Below are 15,671 nucleotides of genomic sequence, written 5' to 3'. Positions count from 1 at the left end.
TGCGGAATGCAAGCGGTCCTTCGACAACTGCCGATCGTCGCTTCATGTCCCCTCAGCCGCGACTTCCTCGCCCGGTTCGAAGACTGTCGGCGCAATCCGAACTTGAGCTGTTCTGCCTTCTTCGTGGAACCACAAGTCCCGAATTCTCGCGTCATCACTTGCGGGCAACGGATTTGCATCACGCACGCGAAAGGTGGTCGGGAGATTCACGGACGTCCCGAAAACCAGAGCATGTTGCTTCGGGAGAGACGGCAGCCGTTTCAAGACCGCCTCGGAGATGAAAGGGGTCATCTGCCGAATATGAGAAAGGTCGTCGGGATTCTGGATACGATGGATCACGAAATTCGAGCACTGCGAAAGAATGGTCTTCGAGAGTTCGCTCGGCCTCTGAGAGGCGGCGAGAATGAACAGTCCGTATTTTCGACCCTCCTTGGCAATTCGTTCATAAACCCGGCTCGCATCGATGGCATAGCGGGATGGCTTCTCCGCGATGTACCGATGCGCCTCTTCGAGAAGGAGATGGATTGGAAACCGGTTCCGCGGCTCTGCTTGCCGGAGCAAGCGGAAGGCCATCCGGGCAAGCACCGACGCTACGAGCTCGACAACCTCGTCCTCGACCGCGTTCATGTCGATGATCACGATCTGGTTGCGTTTGACCCACCCCGCTCCGTCGCGTGCCAAACCGAGGAGCTGCTCAAGAAAGTTCTCCAACGACGGCCCGGCTTGGCCTCCTTGCAGGTCGTAGCGCAGGAACGCATACTCAGGCCGCTCCTCAAGCGACTTGAAGCGCGTCAACATCTGCGAGCAATAGTCACGGATCTGACGGTTGCCGTGAGCCTCCTCGTATAGAATGGCCAAGTCAAGAGCTTCGCCCAACGCGCCAAACTCAAAGGGAAGATTGGCGTATGCAGGGAATTTCAAACCTTCGATGATGAATCCACCGCCCTTGGCGTCTCCCAACAAGTAGGTCGTCAAGCCGGCAGGGTTGGCCATCTGCCCAAAGCCGATTTTGATGAACGGCGCGATCTTCTGGTTGTTGATCTCGGGCGTGTTGAATCTCTGCAACAGGCCGACCATGCGATCATGTTTTGAGGGGCTGCCCGTGTCATCGCGGAGAATCTGGCTCAGGCAGGTCGCAAGAATGTGGTTCTTGATCCCCTTCAACTCCGCTGCGCTGCCGGCCGAGAACAATGTTGCCAAGCCGAGCGCCATCCGGAGTATCGGTAGCTGAGTGCGCTCGCTGGCCTGGAGAAGCAGCTCCCACTCCGACTGTTCCAAAAACCAGTGCGGTAAACGAAAGCGCTCCTTGCTGGCCGTGCCATCAAGAACGACGTGGTCCACGCCGATTTGCTTATCTTTCGCGAGCGGCGACAGCGCCTTCGCATATTCTCCATTGACGTCAAATATGATGAATGTCGCACCGCGTGCATGATGCTCATCTGCCTTTTCGAACAAGGACTGAAGCACCGACGCAACCGTGCAGGACTTTCCGCTGCCTGTGTTTCCGAGGACAGCGGTATGTCCGCCGAAGAAATCATCAATCCGAACCTTGACGTCGTAACCTTCAAAAATGACCGATCTGCCGATCGTTAGCGCCCGATAGCGGGTCGCGTCTGGCGGCGTTGGCGGAACGTCGTTGTTCGGTGGCGTAGGCTCAGAGGGCATATCGGTCTCGAAGACCCGATCCAGTTCTACGTCGAGCGCATACAGCGCGTCGGCATAGAGCGACGGGAACACGGAGACACCGAAGCGAAATCGTTCGCGCCGATCTAGCGGCAGCATCCCAACCGGGACGACATCAAGATATTTCGCCGAGGATGCCTTATCGAGCTCCCCTTCGCTGCGACTGCCACCGCCAACGTCGCGCTCACGCAAGCCGACAACCTCGACAACGACATATTCGGTCTGCACCGGGATCATCAGGAACGAGCCGAGCCTTGCGACATAGTGGACGTCGTCAAACCCAACTACGGTGAAATTGTCCGTGCCCGCATGCATCTCGATCACGAAGCGGTCCGCCGCGACCGAGACCACCTTGCCGATTGCGCGTTTCCGATCGTCCCGGCTCATTCGTCGTCTTCCCCTTTCTGGGGAGGTGCGACCTCCTTCTTCGGCGCCATGGCCTCAAGAACCTTCCGAACAGCGTCATCAATGCGCTCGCTCGGGCGCTGCGGCATGAACTCTTCGACGATGGTATCAAAGTAGTGAGCCTTGCGGCCGGCGACCCGCCCGTCACCGCCGATGATCCAAATTCGAGGATCGTTTAGCGCGCGCAGCTTGGCGATCTCGCCGTCGAGATTTGGATCCGCGAAGATCACGAGCCGGAACGTGGGGATCGTTAGAGCTTGATAGATGATATTGTTGATGTGCTCGTCGCCAAAAGCATACCCCATGGTGAACAGCACACTCTGTTCACGCACAATGCGCGACTGGAATTCGCGAAACAGGTCGGCGTACGGTGAGCCCAAGCTGGAATTCTGCTTGGCGGGCGTCGGATAGATCATCACCTTTCCGGGCTCCGTCGAGACGGCTGTCTCCCGGATCGGGAAAAGCCCGTGGTCGTCCTCCGTCCAGCTAATGGATCCATGAATCTTGCACAGATAGACAAAGCCATCGACCGCAGACCATTTGCGGCTGGTCACATCGAGCTGTTCAGCGAGGGCGTACCGAAACGTCGCTGGATTGAAGCGTCGCTCGACAACACCGGAAAAACCATTCGTGTATGGCAGGCCGAGCCTGTCCATCGCGGTCTCGTTGAAGAGATCGTAGTTCGTGGTGAAAACCCACGGACGCGGAAGAGATCGATCTCGCAGAACAAGCTTGCGGTAGAAGGATTCGTACAAGCCAATGACTGTGCGGTCGCCATTCGCGAAGGCGCCGTTGGTGCATTTGGCCCAAAGAAATTTCTGAACTTTCTTGATGATCGACTCGACAGTCTTGAGTTTTGTCGCCGCGTCATTCAGCGAACTGCGCACCAGGACGAAGCGCAGGCTGAACAGAAGCTCCATCAGCCGTTCCAAATTGCGCGCGTACTCGGCCGCGCCGATGTCAATGCCAAACTGCTTAAGCAGCACGTTGCGTTCATCGGCCGTCGGAAATGATTGATCATCTTTCTTCCGTACCGCCGTGAATTCCTTCGCGAGCGGGGCCATCGTTGGGATGCCGACCTCCTTATCGTTGACCCACGACGACGAGCAGCCGGCCCCCAGCAGGAAGGCCACATTTTTGGCGTTCAGCGACTCCGCTAGCGCCTTTCTGACAATCTCCGCACCATCGGGCCACTCGTAATCAGTCTTCTCGCCGTCAACGCCGCGAATGAACTTGAAGCTGAGCTTCGATGGCTCCGTCTTGTTCGCGTCCCCCATTGCTTATGCCGCCTCTATTTCGCCGCCTCGTTTGCCTTATGCGTGACATCCGCACAGCTCGCCATGCACCCAGACCACCGATACACCCTTCTTAAGGCGATCCGTCGCTCGCCTCGACTCGTCGGCTGCGACACTCAGCAACTCGCGGCGATCGACGACTGAAAAGTGATGAACGGCGTCAGCCATGGGCGGCCTTCCCCACGCTACGTGCCAGCCAGGTCGGAAGCTGCGGCGCTGCGGCGACCAACTCGCTGAAGGCAACCGGCGGGAGCTTCTGCTTTAACATCTTTAAGGCTGCCTCAGCCTGCTCGGGCCCGAGCCAAGCCAGCGCTCGCACCGCCTCGCCGGCCGGCCGATGCGCCATCGCAAGTTGCCAGCGCGGCGCATGTCTAAGCTCGACGACCTGGAATCCGAGATGCATCGTCCGGCTGCGGCCCGAGGTCAGATAGACCGATCGGACCGGCACCTGGGTCGTAAGGCCAAGGGTGTTTGCAGCGGCCGCCCCGCTCGGAACGATGACCTCACCACGCTGGCTCGCCAGCGCCTCAACTGCCTCCGCGACGGAGGGAGCCCTGGTGCCGAACCGGCCCGTGAGTGGGCGCAGGTAGACGCCCCGTCCCGCCCGGATCAACTTGCCGCGGTCGGCCAGACGCGACAAAGCCTGATCCACCGCGGCCCGATTGCCCAGGTGGAGAAGGCTTTTAGCCGCCACCGGCGTGCCCTCTGGCAGCCTCTCAGCGTGTGCTAGAATCTGCTCGGTCAAGCGCTGCATGACCTGTTCTCCTGTCAGAAATATATGCGGTTTTCTGACAGTTCTCAACCAGCAGGTCTTCTCCCTGGCCGATATATACGCTTTGGCGAGCACCGCGCTTCCCACTACGTAAATACCGCCCCAGCGGCCTAGAATATTTGTAAGCTTCGTGCTACATATTCGGCAAATCTGTAGTGCGAAGGTGCCAAATGCCGACCCCCCACAATCCTCCCGCCGCCGTTCGGCGGGCCCTGCGCAAGCTCGGCGCGGACATCCACGATGCCCGGCGGCGTCGGCGGCTGCCGATGGCGGTCGTCGCCGAGCGCGCCTTCACATCCCGCTCGACGCTGCAAAGAGTCGAGGCCGGCGACACCAACGTCAGCATCGGCATCTATGCCGGCGTTCTCCAGGCGCTCGGCCTGCTCGACGGCCTGATCAAGGTCGCCGACATCAGCAACGACAGCGTCGGCCAGGCGCTCGCCAGCGCCGAGCTCCCCAAGCATATCCACCTCAAACGCAAGACCGGAGCCTCTCGCAATGGCTGACTTCGAGGTGCATATCGATCTCGGCGGCCGCACGCGTCGTATCGGATTGGCGAGGAGCAATCGTGCCCGAGGCTCGGAGACCATCCTCTTCGAGTACGATGGCGCATGGCTTGATGATCCGGACCGGTTCTCCCTGGAACCCGCCCTCGCCCTGACGCGCGGCGCCTTCGCCCCACCTGCCGGACTGGCGACGTTCGGCTCCATCGGCGACTCCGCGCCTGACACCTGGGGCCGCCGTCTCATGCAGCGCGCCGAACGCCGCTTTGCCGATCGCGAAGGCCGCGCCGTTCGCACGCTTGCCGAAAGTGACTATCTGCTCGGCGTTGCCGATGAAACGCGGCTTGGCGCACTCCGCTTCCGCTGGGTTGGCGAAGAAACCTTCCAGGCGCCGATCCGCGCCGGCGTGCCCGCCCTGATCGAACTCGGCCGGTTGCTCCAGATCACCGAGCGCATTCTCCGCGACGAGGAAACGGACGAAGATCTCCAGCTCATCTTCGCGCCCGGCTCCTCCCTCGGCGGCGCCCGGCCGAAGGCCTCGGTCGTCGACCAGCACGGCCATCTCTCGATCGCCAAGTTTCCGAAGGAGACTGACGACTACAGCATGGAGACCTGGGAGGAGATTGCGCTGCGGCTCGCCGGCAAGGCCGGCATCACCACCCCACAACACGAACTGATCGAGGTGGCCGGCAAGTCTGTCATGCTGTCACGCCGTTTCGATCGCAATGACGCCGTCCGCATCCCGTTCCTGTCCGCCATGGCGATGATGGGCGCCAAAGACGGCGAGCGCGGCAGCTACCCGGAGATTGTCGACGCTCTTGCGCAGCATGGAGCGCAAGGAAAGACGGACGCCCATGCCCTCTATCGGCGTGTCGTCTTCAACGTGCTGATCTCCAATGTCGACGATCACCTGCGCAACCACGGTTTCCTGTGGCTGGGACAGGCGGGATGGTCGCTCTCTCCAGCTTACGATCTCAATCCCGTGCCCGCCGATGTGAAGGCGCGGGTGCTGACAACGAACATCGACCTCGACGAAGGTACCTGCTCGCTCGATCTGCTCGAGGCCGCGTCGGAATATTTCGGGCTTACGCTGCCGCAGGCCCGCGCGATCATCAAGGAAGTCGCGACCGCAACCGCGACCTGGCGCGACACGGCCAAGGCCGTCGGCGCCCGCGCGGCCGAGATCAATCGCATGGCCAGCGCTTTCGAGCACGATGATCTCAAACGAGCGCTGGCCCTTTGACACGGACCTTTCTTCACAGCTTCGACCCCGCGGCCGCGAGCCCCGTCACCGGCCCGACCGTCGACCTTGAAGTCTCCGATATCGAGGATGCCGGCATTCGGGAGGTGCTGCAGACACCCGGCGCCGCCTATGGTGCGTGGTCCATTCTCGACGCACTCCTGGCGCCGACCGGCACGGGAACGCCTTTCATCTTCAGAGAGCCGCTTGGACAGGCGCGCGAAGTCAAAGTCGCGCTCTCAGGTCTGTTTGGACGCTTCGTCGCCCGCGCCTATCTCGAGCGACACTTCAATCTTTCGATCTTTGCACATCTCGGCAGCCAAACCATCGACCTGGACCGCCGCAGGCAGGTCAAGGTCAAGCGTCTGTTTCGCGGCGACCTGCCCGATTGGATCGCCTGCGCCTCTGACCTTTCCTTGCTGACGGTCGCCGAGGCGAAAGGCTGCCATGATGTCGGAGGCCCCGCAAAGGCGCTGGATCGCGCATGGACGCAGGCCGGACGGATCGATGTCACCGCCCAGGGTCGCAAGGTCACGGTGAAACGCATCGCGATCGCAACGCGCTGGGGAATGGCAGTAGCTGGTCCAGCCGATGTTCATCTCTCGGTCCGCGATCCCGTCGATGAAGGCGAGCCCATCGATCCCGAAGAGAAGAACGCGCTGTTCATCGGCCTTCTTCGGCTGCATATCGCCAACTTGATCAAGCCACTCGGTCATGCCGAATTGGCGGGCGCCCTTCATCGTCTCACGCATCAACCATTTGCGCGAAGGCTCCAGGACGATCTCGGACGCGCGCGAGCCTTGCTCGACGCCGCACCGGTACGGGACGTGGAAAAGGCCAGCGCCATCGGGGGGCTTGTCGGCGGCATCGTTACCCGCGCGGGGCCAGTCACCGACGCCGACGTCGCGCCCGCCGATCAGGAAGCGCTCGCTCGCCTCAACCTCCGACCGGTCTTTGTCGGGATCGAGCGCGATCTTATTCGCGCAGCCATCGACGCGGAGCCTAGTGCCGTGCGAAATCGCCTGGTCACGGCCGTTCATTCTGACGAATTTGCTCGATACGACCGTGCAGGCGGCTGGATTGTGCCGCTCGGCTTGGAGCGACGCATCAGCGGCGAGACTTGAAACCAGCCACGGAAACAGAGTGCGCAAGAATCGTCTGTAATAGCCTTTAGATCAGATTACCCTATGGTTATCGGCTGCGCCATCGCGGTCGGTCGGGACAATTCAAGGCCCGCAGTTCTCGGGCAGGCACAGGGTGGGTCGCACCAAGCTTCGGCTCGCGCTTCTATTCCTGCGCGCGGTGGATACGTGCGGAGGCCCTTGCCGGCAGACGCTGCGGGCCTATTCACAGCGACCTTATTGGCCGGTGGTGCAGATCGCTCAACGGGAGCGAAATGAGCGATTCTGTGACCGCAGGTTGGGTGCTGCGATCTTGCGCCAGTTGAACTCCAGCCGATCTACTCGGCGCCTTTTGCGGGTCGACGCGGCTCGATGCCATGATATACGGGCGTCATGAGCAAACGGCACGTCGGCAAGATCTGCGTCTACTGCGGCATCGCTACTGCCGAGACGATGGATCATGTCTTCGCGCGGGAATTCCTGCTGATTGAGCGTCGGGCGAATCTGCCCAAGGTCCCGGCCTGCCAAGCATGCAATAACGTCAAGAGTGGCCACGAGCACTATTTGACGACCGTGCTACCGTTCGCCAGCAATCACCTGGATGCCACGGCGATGCTGTCTCAGATGGTGGAGCGGCGCCTGAACAAGAACGCGAAGCTGAAGGGGCGGCTGTCGGCTGGCCACCGGCAGGAGCTGACGCTTCAAAACGGTATCCTCGTGTCGGCGATGACGCTGCCCTTTGATGGTGAGCGGGTCGGCGAGCTGTTCAAGTTCATCACGCAGGGTCTGCTCTTCCACCATTGGGGGGTGGTGCTCGATCGGCAGAGGCATGGGATATGGGCCGGCTTTCTCAACCGGCCCGGCGAGGAGGTCCACCGGAGGCTGCTCGCTGGCAATGCCCGGGCCCGCGTCAGGGAAGACATTGGCGCCGGCGCCCTCGTCTATGAGGGAGTGCAAGGCATGGACTTCCCGGAGATGTCAATCTGGGTATTTCAGCTCTTCGGGGGCGTCCGCGTCAGTGGGGATGCCGATGAGCCGGAGGCGATGGTGCGGGTGGTCGGCGGCGTGACCGCCTCGCATAGGGCGCTCAAGCTGCTCGATGGCGGCCAAGGCTCCGCTTCACCCGCAGTTGCCTAGGCGTTTCGCGCGAAAGATCGTCGGCCGATCGCGAATGCGCGGCGCCTGAAGGTCGAGGCCTTGCGAGGTCGGCACCGCATGCCCACATAGGTCAAGCCCCGCTCGTTCGGGGTTATTATTTTCCAAAATCATTATTTTGATCATTTTCTTACGATCCTCATTGGAGAAGCGCCCGCATGACCACATACACCTACGTCGACAATTCTAACCTCTACATCGAAGGCACCCGCGTCTCGGCCGTCAAAAAGGGGATGGCCAAGAACATCGTTGATGCCATGAACAAGGGCGTCGTCGATCACGGCTGGGTGCTGGACTACGGAAAGCTCTACAAATACGTCAGCGGCGAGGACACGGTAGCCAAGCTGTGGGGATCGCCACCTCCCGGCGACTCGTTCTGGAAGATGGTCGGCAAGGCCGGGTTCAAGACCCAAGTCTACAACAAGAACGCTGGCAACAAGGAGAAGAAGGTCGATGTGGCCATCGCGACGGCCATGATGGATGACGCGTTCAACGTCATCGACAAAGACAACGACGATATCCTGCTGGTTGCCGGGGACTCGGACTATGTGCCGGTCGTCGCAAAACTGATCGAGCGTGGCTTTAAGGTCGAGGTGGCCTTCTGGGGCCAGGCGGCAAAGGAGCTCCGCGACACCGCGGCGAACTTCTTCGAACTGGATGGCAAGCTCGATGAATTCACCCGGGCCGCATCGCCAGCGGCTGCGTAGCGCTCGCCTAAACAGGCCGCCGTTTGCCTGCTCCTAAAGTTCAGGCATAACGACGACGGTTTGCCACCCGCTGGTAGGCGCCGGTGACGTTGAGCCGCATTCGGACCAACGGTTCACTCGCGCCGTACATGTCTGAGGCCTTGGCGATCGTCAGCCCAAGCGCGGCGATATGCAGAGCGGCTTCATCCGAGACGAGAAGCGCGGGCCCGAGCCAGTTGGCTTCCTCTTCCATTGCCTTGTCGTAATTCCGGGTGCCCGACGGGTCGAGGATCCTCATTGGCGGGTGCAACAGCAGGCCATGCGCCAGCTCGTGGCTGACGTCGGCAGCCTGACGCTTTTCGTCATGGGCGTCGTTGTGGACGATGAACCGCTCCCGCCCCGCGGCCAATGTCACCGCTGAAAAGTCCTTCTGGCCGTTGACGGTTTGAAGGTAGGCAACGGCTTCAGGCGCCATCTTGGCGTAGTCGCTCAGCGGGAAGACGGGGATTTCGAGATGCTCGGCCAATTGCCAGGGGCAAAGCGGAAGATGGGGTGCGATGTCCAGCTCCTTGCGGAGGCTGCTCGCATACCAATTTGCTTCAGCTTTGAACCCCCGACGTAAGGCCACTTCCCAGCTACTGCCTTTTCCTGAACTGCTGGTACGCGGCCTTGATGAGCGCCTCCAGCGCCTTGGCGCCTTCTTTCGACAGATTGGGATCGGCGCGTAAATGCGCCGTCAGCTCCGCCAGTGGCTCCCGCCCCTCTTTCGGCTTCGGGACGCCACGGGTGAACTGCTCGGCCTTGAGCCCGGACCAGGCGCACAGTGCGGCCAGGCTATCCACATCCGGACGGCGGCCTTGCGACATGCGCGTTAGGCTCGACGCCGGCACGCCCGATTGTTCGGCCACTTTCTTCCAAGTGAGATCGCGCGTAATTCGCACGCTGTCGATTGCAGCAAAGAATGCCTCCCCGTCGAATTTTCCTGACGCCATTAGCCTTGGACTCGCCTGCCTTGATCTTGGGCCCGAATCGGGCCACAATTGCAATCTAGCAATTGATACCGTTCTGGCAATTGTCGATTTGGAGATATCAAGCATGTCGAAATCTTCTAAAGGCGGCGGTCCTTACCGCAGCGCAACGACCGGGCAGTATGTGACTCCCAAGTATGGACGCAGCCACCCGAGCACAACTGTCCACGAGGCCCCAGGCAAGCACGGGTCTAGCGGGCCGCACTACCGCAGCGCGATCAGCGGCCGCTATGTCACGACCAAGCACGGCCAGTCCCACCCCAACACGACCGTGAAGGACAAGTAGCCATGAATTTCCTTCACAACGACTTGGGTTATCTGAGCGGCGGAGAAGTGGTCGAGGTCAGCCTCGACCACGCCGCCACTGTCCGGCTGATGGATGCCGGCAACTTCCAGAGCTATCGGCAAGGCCGGCAGCACCGCTACTTTGGCGGCGCAGCCCGACAGTCGCCGGTGCGGCTGCGGGTGCCGCAGTCGGGTCATTGGCATGTGGCCATCGACCTAGGTGGTCGTGCCGGCGCGATCAGGGCCGGCGTTAGGGTTTTCTCATAGGTTAGGCAGCCACCGATCAACGCGCATGAATTGTTATGGCCTCGTCAAGGCTGCCGCATGGGCTGCCGGTTTGCTCGGAATGTAATAACCGACCTTGGTTTCAGCTGGCCAAAAACACAGGGCGAATAACGGGTGCAACCTAAGAACCGCTGAAGCGAGGGTTGCAACAAGACTCATGGAGCCCCACATCATGTCGTCAGTGGTTGGGGGATTGCTGCATATAGTCCACATCATGACAGGAGGTCGTAATGGGTGTGGGGGTGTCAACTCTGAGTGTCACAGAACGGTTCGGTAAGTTCCTAAATAACATCACGCTAAGCACGACGCAGATTGACGACGGCAAAACGAAGCGGGGAAGCGTCTGCAAGGTGCTCAACCTGAAATATTGGTCGTCAGCATCGGAAACCGACAACAGCTTCTATGTCGGCTCTTGGGGAAAATTCACGCGCATCCGACCGCCTCGCGATGTCGATGTTCTGTTCAAGCTGCCGAAATCAGTCTACGACCGATTTCAATTGCGCAACGGCAACAAGCAGTCCCAGCTTTTGCAGGAAGTGAAAGACGCGCTTAAGGCAAGCTTCCCCAAAACCGACGTTCGGGGCGACGGTCCGGTGATCAAGGTGCCGTTCGCTTCGTACGCCGTCGAGTTGGTGCCGGCGTTTCCGTTGACTACGGGCAAGTTCTGGATTCCACTCACGACCAATGGCGGGAGTTATAAGGAGTTCGATCCTGACGCCGAGTACAAAGCGGTCGCGGACTCGAACAAGACCACCAACGAGAACACGCGCGAGCTGATCCGCATGATGAAGTGCTGGCAAGGCCAGTGCTCGGTGCCGCTCAAATCATTCTGGATCGAGATCCTCGCCGTGGATTTTCTGTCGTCCTGGGAGCACGCCGGCAAGAGCCGCGTCTACTACGACTGGATGGTGCGCGACTTTCTCAAATTCTTAGTCAGCAAAGCCAACAGCCATATTTGGGTTCCTGGCACCTACGAGCTCATCTGGATCGGCGAAGCGTGGAAATCTCGAGCTGAAAGCGGGCATGCTCGCGCCGTCAAAGCGTGCGAGTACGAGTCAAACAATGATTCGATCATGGCGGGGATCGAGTGGCAGAAAATCTTCGGCGACGATATGCCTCTGATATGAGCGATGAAGCAGCGGCGGCTCTCAAAGCGCAGTGTAAAGAGCAGTGGGAACGCTGCCTTTACACATCCAACACCCTCATGGTCTGGCTCCGTGCGCTGCGCATTACGCGTATCGTATTCGTCGTTGTACCTATCATCTTCGGTGCGCTCGCAAGTTGGGAAATTCTGAAGGGCGACAATCGGTACGAATACGTCACTGCCACCATGGCGCTAATCGCCGGGATCGTGCCGGCGGTGTATGCCGCCCTGAAACCTTTCAATTACCCACAATTTTGGGTCCGATCGTGGCGCCCAGCTCGATGTCGGTTAACCGCGATAGCCCGCGCCAGATCACGGTATTTCCTGGAGGCGGATCGCTGGCACGCGCTAAGTACCCTCCAAGCCGCGCGATCTTGACGACATAACGCGAGAGCGTGCTTCGTCGAGAGCGATCGCCACCTCTGTCTTTCACCAAGTGATCAAGAAGCCTGATTTCGGGATCTGTCAGCGCCGTCTGCGGTAGGGTATTCGGCGAGGAACGATTGAGCATCGTCATCCAGAAGACACGCCAACTCACAATGCAAAATACCGCGATCAGATTGACCAGACGCTCAGCGGTTCGCAATTTCGACTCCTCCGCCTTGCAGCCCGATTTGAGGATCTTATGGAAGACTTCGATCTTCCACCTCAACGCGTACCATCCGAGCTTCTCAATAGCGTCCTTGCGCGATTGGACCGGGAGATCAGTGAGGAGCTTCCACTCGATCTTCTTTCGCCGCTTCGGCGTTCCCCGCTCTTGAGCATGGATCACGGTTAGAGTGAGTGCGGGATATTTCTTCTGCTTGCCGATCGGCGGCAGAATTCGAAGCTTGCGGAAACGAATTTCGAGAAGCGCTTCATCCGGATCGCCTTTGTCGTCCTTGACCTCGATCCGATGTAGGCCTTTGACCGTAACCTCGTCCATTTCGTCGGCAATTGTATGATTGCCGTCTCCGGCAAGCCGATCAACACAGGTTCGCACCAGGAAATGCGTTCCAACCTCCTCGGCGAGGCAAAACAGCTCATAGATGTCGCTCTCGCGATCACCGATATGAACACATCGTCCAGGGGCCGCGAGAAGGTCGGTCGATTGCCGTAAATTCTCCAGCCAGCGGATGCTCTCCTTCCGCTCGATCGGAACACGTGTCGGATTGATCTTTCGCTTCAGCGCCGTCGTCCCCTTGAACTTCTTGCGTGTCCAGAACTTGATTGCCGTCAGTCCGAGCGGTAGCCCCTCGGTCGTCACGGCGAGGCTCGAATGCATCAGGATGCCGCACTGTGTACGTACCGCTGTAGGACCTCCTCTGTGTGTTCCAAGGCCGGTCAAGCCCGTAAAGCCAATCAGTTCCGGCCTGTCGCGCTTGAAGCTGAATTCCGTCGTGTCATGGAGCACAAGGATCGGCCCCTCCGTCGTCGTCACGCGACCGCGCGTCGCTTCGAAATGACCGCAAAGAATATCCGCCTCGTTGACCCGCTCGTTGGACAAGAAGCGATAGGCGGCCTTGGTGTTGGCCCAATCCTGACAAACCAGCGGGATGCTCTGACCCATGTCGCTCCCGATTTGTGCGAGCAGTTTGCCGAACCGGCGGCCAAGCCGCTCATCCTTAAACTCGCATCCCGCAACTTCTCGATCAACCCACGTCTCGATACCGGTCCTCGATCGCGGAGCACGCGCCTTCGCGCGCTCCTTCAATACAAAGCCCATCGAGCACCCCGCGCTTCCGAATCAAGTGCTCAACAAGGAATCACAACAGATTCTGCCGATTCAAGATTTTGTCCCGGGAGCGTCGTCTAAATCGGCCGTCAACTGTGGGTAATTGAAAGCCCTGAAACTCGATGAGCATCTGCCAACTGCCACACGGCTTGCAGGTGAGTACAAGAATCTCGAAATCTATTTCGGCGATCTCGCGGCGGTCGGCCCCCACAAACCATTCGACGTGTTCGAGGCTGAGTACAAGGAAGCCCGGACACGGCTGGAAAATGCCAACAACGAGGCGTATACGCCGCCAGAGTGGTGCTTCAAACGCGCGCGCGCCAAGATCCGGACCGGCCACTACACCTTCGGCGACGATCCTCCCAGATAAAAACGGCGCCATGATGGAAGCCCATTGCTTTAGGTCGACCGCGCCAGCTCAGCCATCACCGAACCAGCGTCGGATGGAAACCCCTCATCAGCCTACAGAACCTTTCGACCGCGAGGTCAGCTTTGTTGGGATGACAAGCAGAGCTGGTGTGCAGCGAGGTTATAAGCCTGACAGTAACTTTCCCCAAAGAGATAGGCGCCTTGAGCTGGGCCACTCTGAAGCTTGCCTCAGCCCGCCTAACCCTTCCCGCCATTGAAGCAAACGGAATGTGTCTCAGACGCTTCAATAGCTGCCGGAGATCAAACCTAGCTCGAGGAAAGTCTTGTCCTCCGGTGGAGGCAATCATCTTGGACGCTCATTGTCTCGCTTGTGATCACCCAGATCGGCATCGCCCCCCCGCTCCGTGTTGCGGCGACGGCTATTAGCGAGCTCCGCGAGCTCGTTCTTCAGCGCATGCCGGCGGGTCTCGACAGCGGGCATATCGTTGACGAATTGCCTAATCTGTCGCGCCAGCACATGATCTGCCGCCACTCCGGAGCGCCCTAGCTCGGCGGCATAGTCGAGATAACGCCGCCGGATCGCGTCCTGACGTGACTTGATCTGCTCGTCCCAGGGGTGTTTGGCAGTCCTACCGCCCCTAACCTCCGAAAGCACCTCCTTGCGGGCGAGCCGATCGACCTCGGGCGTGATCTTACGCTTGCGCATCGCGCGGATCGCCCCGCGATCGGCTTTTCGAACCCGTCCGCGGGTTCGCCGCGGCGTTGCCTCCGCCGCTATCCCGCGAAGCCGGAGTTCGCCGGCAAACCGTTCTCGCCAGGCCTGAAGATCCGCCTTGCGCGGATTGAGGCGTTTGCCGTCATGGCCCAGAGACCGAACGGTCAAGTGCACGTGGGGATGCTTGTCGTCGAGGTGCTGGACAAAGACGTAGTCGTGATTGTAGCCGAACGTCTCGATGGCAAATGCCCGGGCTGACTCCTTAACGGCGACCGCATCGGTGCCAGCCGGCATCGACAGAATGATGTTGATCGAAAGCGATCCATCACGTCGACGCCTGTCGTCGAGACAGGCATCATCCTCCCAGCGTTGCTGCAGATCTTTCAATCCGGAACGACCTGACAGCGTTGCGCCCTGCTCTGTTTCCGCATCGAGCTCGCCGTTTCGCGTGATGTAGGCCAAGTGCGACTTGAGATGCGCCACGCCCTTGGTACGACCGGTGATCTTGACCATCACCTCTGGTGCTCGGCGCACGATGCGCTCGAGCTTTGCACGCATCGCCGGCGTGAGGCCGCCGGGAGCGGCCGGATCGGGGATATCCCACTCGGCCCGCCGCGGGCGCCGATTGGGCGTTTCCCAGACATACGAGATCGGCGGAAGTTCGGACGCCAGGTCGTTCGGCCGCGGCGAGCGCCGGCTCATCGCCGTCCATCCCAATAATCTGCGTTGCCGTGTAGGGCATTGCGCAACTGCGCGAGCTCTCTTTCGATGACCAATTTGGCCTCTTGAATTGCGGACGGATCGGGCTCGACCGCCCTGCCCTGCAGCACGCTGGTGTTTGCGGCACGCGCGATCTGGTTGATGTTGCCGCCGACCCGGTTCAGCTCGCGAACGATCGCGCGAAGCGCCTCGTGCTCGCTCGGCGAATGCTGCACCGGTGATGCCAACCGCGAGCGCACCAGGGCGACGATCCAGCCGGTTCGGGTCATGCCGCGCTGATGTGACACTTCAGCGAGCTGCCGCATCTCGCTCTCGCGAAACCGCACCGTCACCTTCTCCGGTCGTCCGACAGGAAACTCCAAGATGCGCGGCGATGGTGCAGCTAGTGCCTCAGCAATGAGGCGCCGCAGCAAGGCGGATTTGCCGCCCTGGGTAGCTGCGAGAGCCGAGAACTCCGCCGCGACTTCGTCGGAGACACGAAGCGAGATTAGAGCCATGCACTCCAATCCCATTCGCGATGTAATACATCGCTGGCGCGAAGCCTATCCTGC

At 60.2% G+C, this 15,671-nt stretch carries 17 protein-coding genes; 9 read left to right on the top strand and 8 right to left on the bottom strand.

Annotated features, from left to right (window positions below):
- Positions 1 to 42: 42 nt before the first annotated feature.
- The 3 genes from NLN62_RS49440 to NLN62_RS49430 form a co-directional block, all read right to left on the bottom strand.
- Positions 43 to 2,070, bottom strand: coding sequence for an ATP-binding protein (locus tag NLN62_RS49440; RefSeq protein WP_254114060.1), 2,028 nt, complete (start codon positions 2,068 to 2,070; stop codon positions 43 to 45).
- Positions 2,067 to 3,365, bottom strand: a complete 1,299-nt coding sequence (locus NLN62_RS49435; protein ID WP_254114059.1) for an SIR2 family protein — start codon at positions 3,363 to 3,365, stop codon at positions 2,067 to 2,069. Before NLN62_RS49435 ends, NLN62_RS49440 begins: the two co-directional genes overlap by 4 nt.
- Positions 3,366 to 3,543: 178 nt before the next feature.
- Positions 3,544 to 4,137 carry a DUF6088 family protein gene (locus NLN62_RS49430; protein ID WP_254114058.1) on the bottom strand — a complete coding sequence of 198 codons (594 nt, stop codon included), beginning with the start codon at positions 4,135 to 4,137 and terminating at the stop codon, positions 3,544 to 3,546.
- 188 nt (positions 4,138 to 4,325) lie between these two features.
- Here NLN62_RS49430 and NLN62_RS49425 point away from each other — a divergent pair, with 188 nt between their 5' ends.
- From NLN62_RS49425 to NLN62_RS49405, 5 genes are all read left to right on the top strand, one after another.
- Entirely contained in the window at positions 4,326 to 4,661 is a 336-nt protein-coding gene (locus tag NLN62_RS49425; protein WP_060907918.1) for a helix-turn-helix domain-containing protein, read from the top strand.
- The gene (locus NLN62_RS49420) at positions 4,654 to 5,901 is read left to right on the top strand and encodes a type II toxin-antitoxin system HipA family toxin (protein ID WP_254114057.1); all 1,248 of its coding nucleotides are present in this window, start codon (positions 4,654 to 4,656) and stop codon (positions 5,899 to 5,901) included. Before NLN62_RS49425 ends, NLN62_RS49420 begins: the two co-directional genes overlap by 8 nt.
- Positions 5,898 to 7,022, top strand: a complete 1,125-nt coding sequence (locus tag NLN62_RS49415) for a hypothetical protein (protein WP_254114056.1) — start codon at positions 5,898 to 5,900, stop codon at positions 7,020 to 7,022. Before NLN62_RS49420 ends, NLN62_RS49415 begins: the two co-directional genes overlap by 4 nt.
- Before the next feature lie 390 nt (positions 7,023 to 7,412).
- The gene (locus NLN62_RS49410; protein WP_254114055.1) at positions 7,413 to 8,156 is read left to right on the top strand and encodes a hypothetical protein; all 744 of its coding nucleotides are present in this window, start codon (positions 7,413 to 7,415) and stop codon (positions 8,154 to 8,156) included.
- A gap of 176 nt (positions 8,157 to 8,332) precedes the next feature.
- Positions 8,333 to 8,881 carry an NYN domain-containing protein gene (locus NLN62_RS49405; protein WP_254114054.1) on the top strand — a complete coding sequence of 183 codons (549 nt, stop codon included), beginning with the start codon at positions 8,333 to 8,335 and terminating at the stop codon, positions 8,879 to 8,881.
- A gap of 40 nt (positions 8,882 to 8,921) precedes the next feature.
- Here NLN62_RS49405 and NLN62_RS49400 read toward each other — a convergent pair whose 3' ends face one another.
- Positions 8,922 to 9,386, bottom strand: coding sequence for an ImmA/IrrE family metallo-endopeptidase (locus tag NLN62_RS49400; RefSeq protein WP_254114053.1), 465 nt, complete (start codon positions 9,384 to 9,386; stop codon positions 8,922 to 8,924).
- 109 nt (positions 9,387 to 9,495) lie between these two features.
- Positions 9,496 to 9,852 carry a hypothetical protein gene (locus tag NLN62_RS49395; protein WP_254114052.1) on the bottom strand — a complete coding sequence of 119 codons (357 nt, stop codon included), beginning with the start codon at positions 9,850 to 9,852 and terminating at the stop codon, positions 9,496 to 9,498.
- 103 nt (positions 9,853 to 9,955) lie between these two features.
- Here NLN62_RS49395 and NLN62_RS49390 point away from each other — a divergent pair, with 103 nt between their 5' ends.
- The 3 genes from NLN62_RS49390 (at position 9,956) to NLN62_RS49380 (ending at position 11,585) form a co-directional block, all read left to right on the top strand.
- Complete coding sequence (locus tag NLN62_RS49390) at positions 9,956 to 10,174, top strand: hypothetical protein (protein WP_254114051.1); 219 nt, start codon at positions 9,956 to 9,958, stop codon at positions 10,172 to 10,174.
- Between the two features lie 2 nt (positions 10,175 to 10,176).
- Complete coding sequence (locus tag NLN62_RS49385) at positions 10,177 to 10,440, top strand: DUF1883 domain-containing protein (protein WP_254114050.1); 264 nt, start codon at positions 10,177 to 10,179, stop codon at positions 10,438 to 10,440.
- 248 nt (positions 10,441 to 10,688) lie between these two features.
- Positions 10,689 to 11,585 carry a hypothetical protein gene (locus NLN62_RS49380; RefSeq protein ID WP_254114049.1) on the top strand — a complete coding sequence of 299 codons (897 nt, stop codon included), beginning with the start codon at positions 10,689 to 10,691 and terminating at the stop codon, positions 11,583 to 11,585.
- A gap of 255 nt (positions 11,586 to 11,840) precedes the next feature.
- On the opposite strand, the gene NLN62_RS49375 is transcribed toward NLN62_RS49380, so the two are convergent.
- Complete coding sequence (locus NLN62_RS49375; protein WP_254114048.1) at positions 11,841 to 13,307, bottom strand: IS4 family transposase; 1,467 nt, start codon at positions 13,305 to 13,307, stop codon at positions 11,841 to 11,843.
- Between the two features lie 112 nt (positions 13,308 to 13,419).
- Between NLN62_RS49375 and NLN62_RS49370 the strand changes: the two genes are divergently transcribed.
- Positions 13,420 to 13,686, top strand: coding sequence for a hypothetical protein (locus tag NLN62_RS49370; RefSeq protein ID WP_254114047.1), 267 nt, complete (start codon positions 13,420 to 13,422; stop codon positions 13,684 to 13,686).
- 342 nt (positions 13,687 to 14,028) lie between these two features.
- Here NLN62_RS49370 and NLN62_RS49365 read toward each other — a convergent pair whose 3' ends face one another.
- Both NLN62_RS49365 and mobC read right to left on the bottom strand, forming a co-directional pair.
- Positions 14,029 to 15,102, bottom strand: a complete 1,074-nt coding sequence (locus NLN62_RS49365; protein ID WP_254114046.1) for a relaxase/mobilization nuclease domain-containing protein — start codon at positions 15,100 to 15,102, stop codon at positions 14,029 to 14,031.
- Positions 15,099 to 15,617: a plasmid mobilization relaxosome protein MobC gene (mobC, locus tag NLN62_RS49360; RefSeq protein ID WP_254114045.1), complete on the bottom strand. Its 519-nt coding sequence runs from the start codon at positions 15,615 to 15,617 to the stop codon at positions 15,099 to 15,101. The genes NLN62_RS49365 and mobC overlap by 4 nt, the downstream gene beginning before the upstream one ends.
- Between the last annotated feature and the right edge of the window lie 54 nt (positions 15,618 to 15,671).

Origin of the sequence: Bradyrhizobium sp. CCGUVB23, assembly GCF_024199885.1 — a bacterium.
In the GTDB taxonomy this organism is placed as follows: domain Bacteria; phylum Pseudomonadota; class Alphaproteobacteria; order Rhizobiales; family Xanthobacteraceae; genus Bradyrhizobium.
The sequence above is the reverse complement of the archived record's forward strand: the minus strand, read 5'-3'. Positions and strand labels throughout refer to the sequence as shown.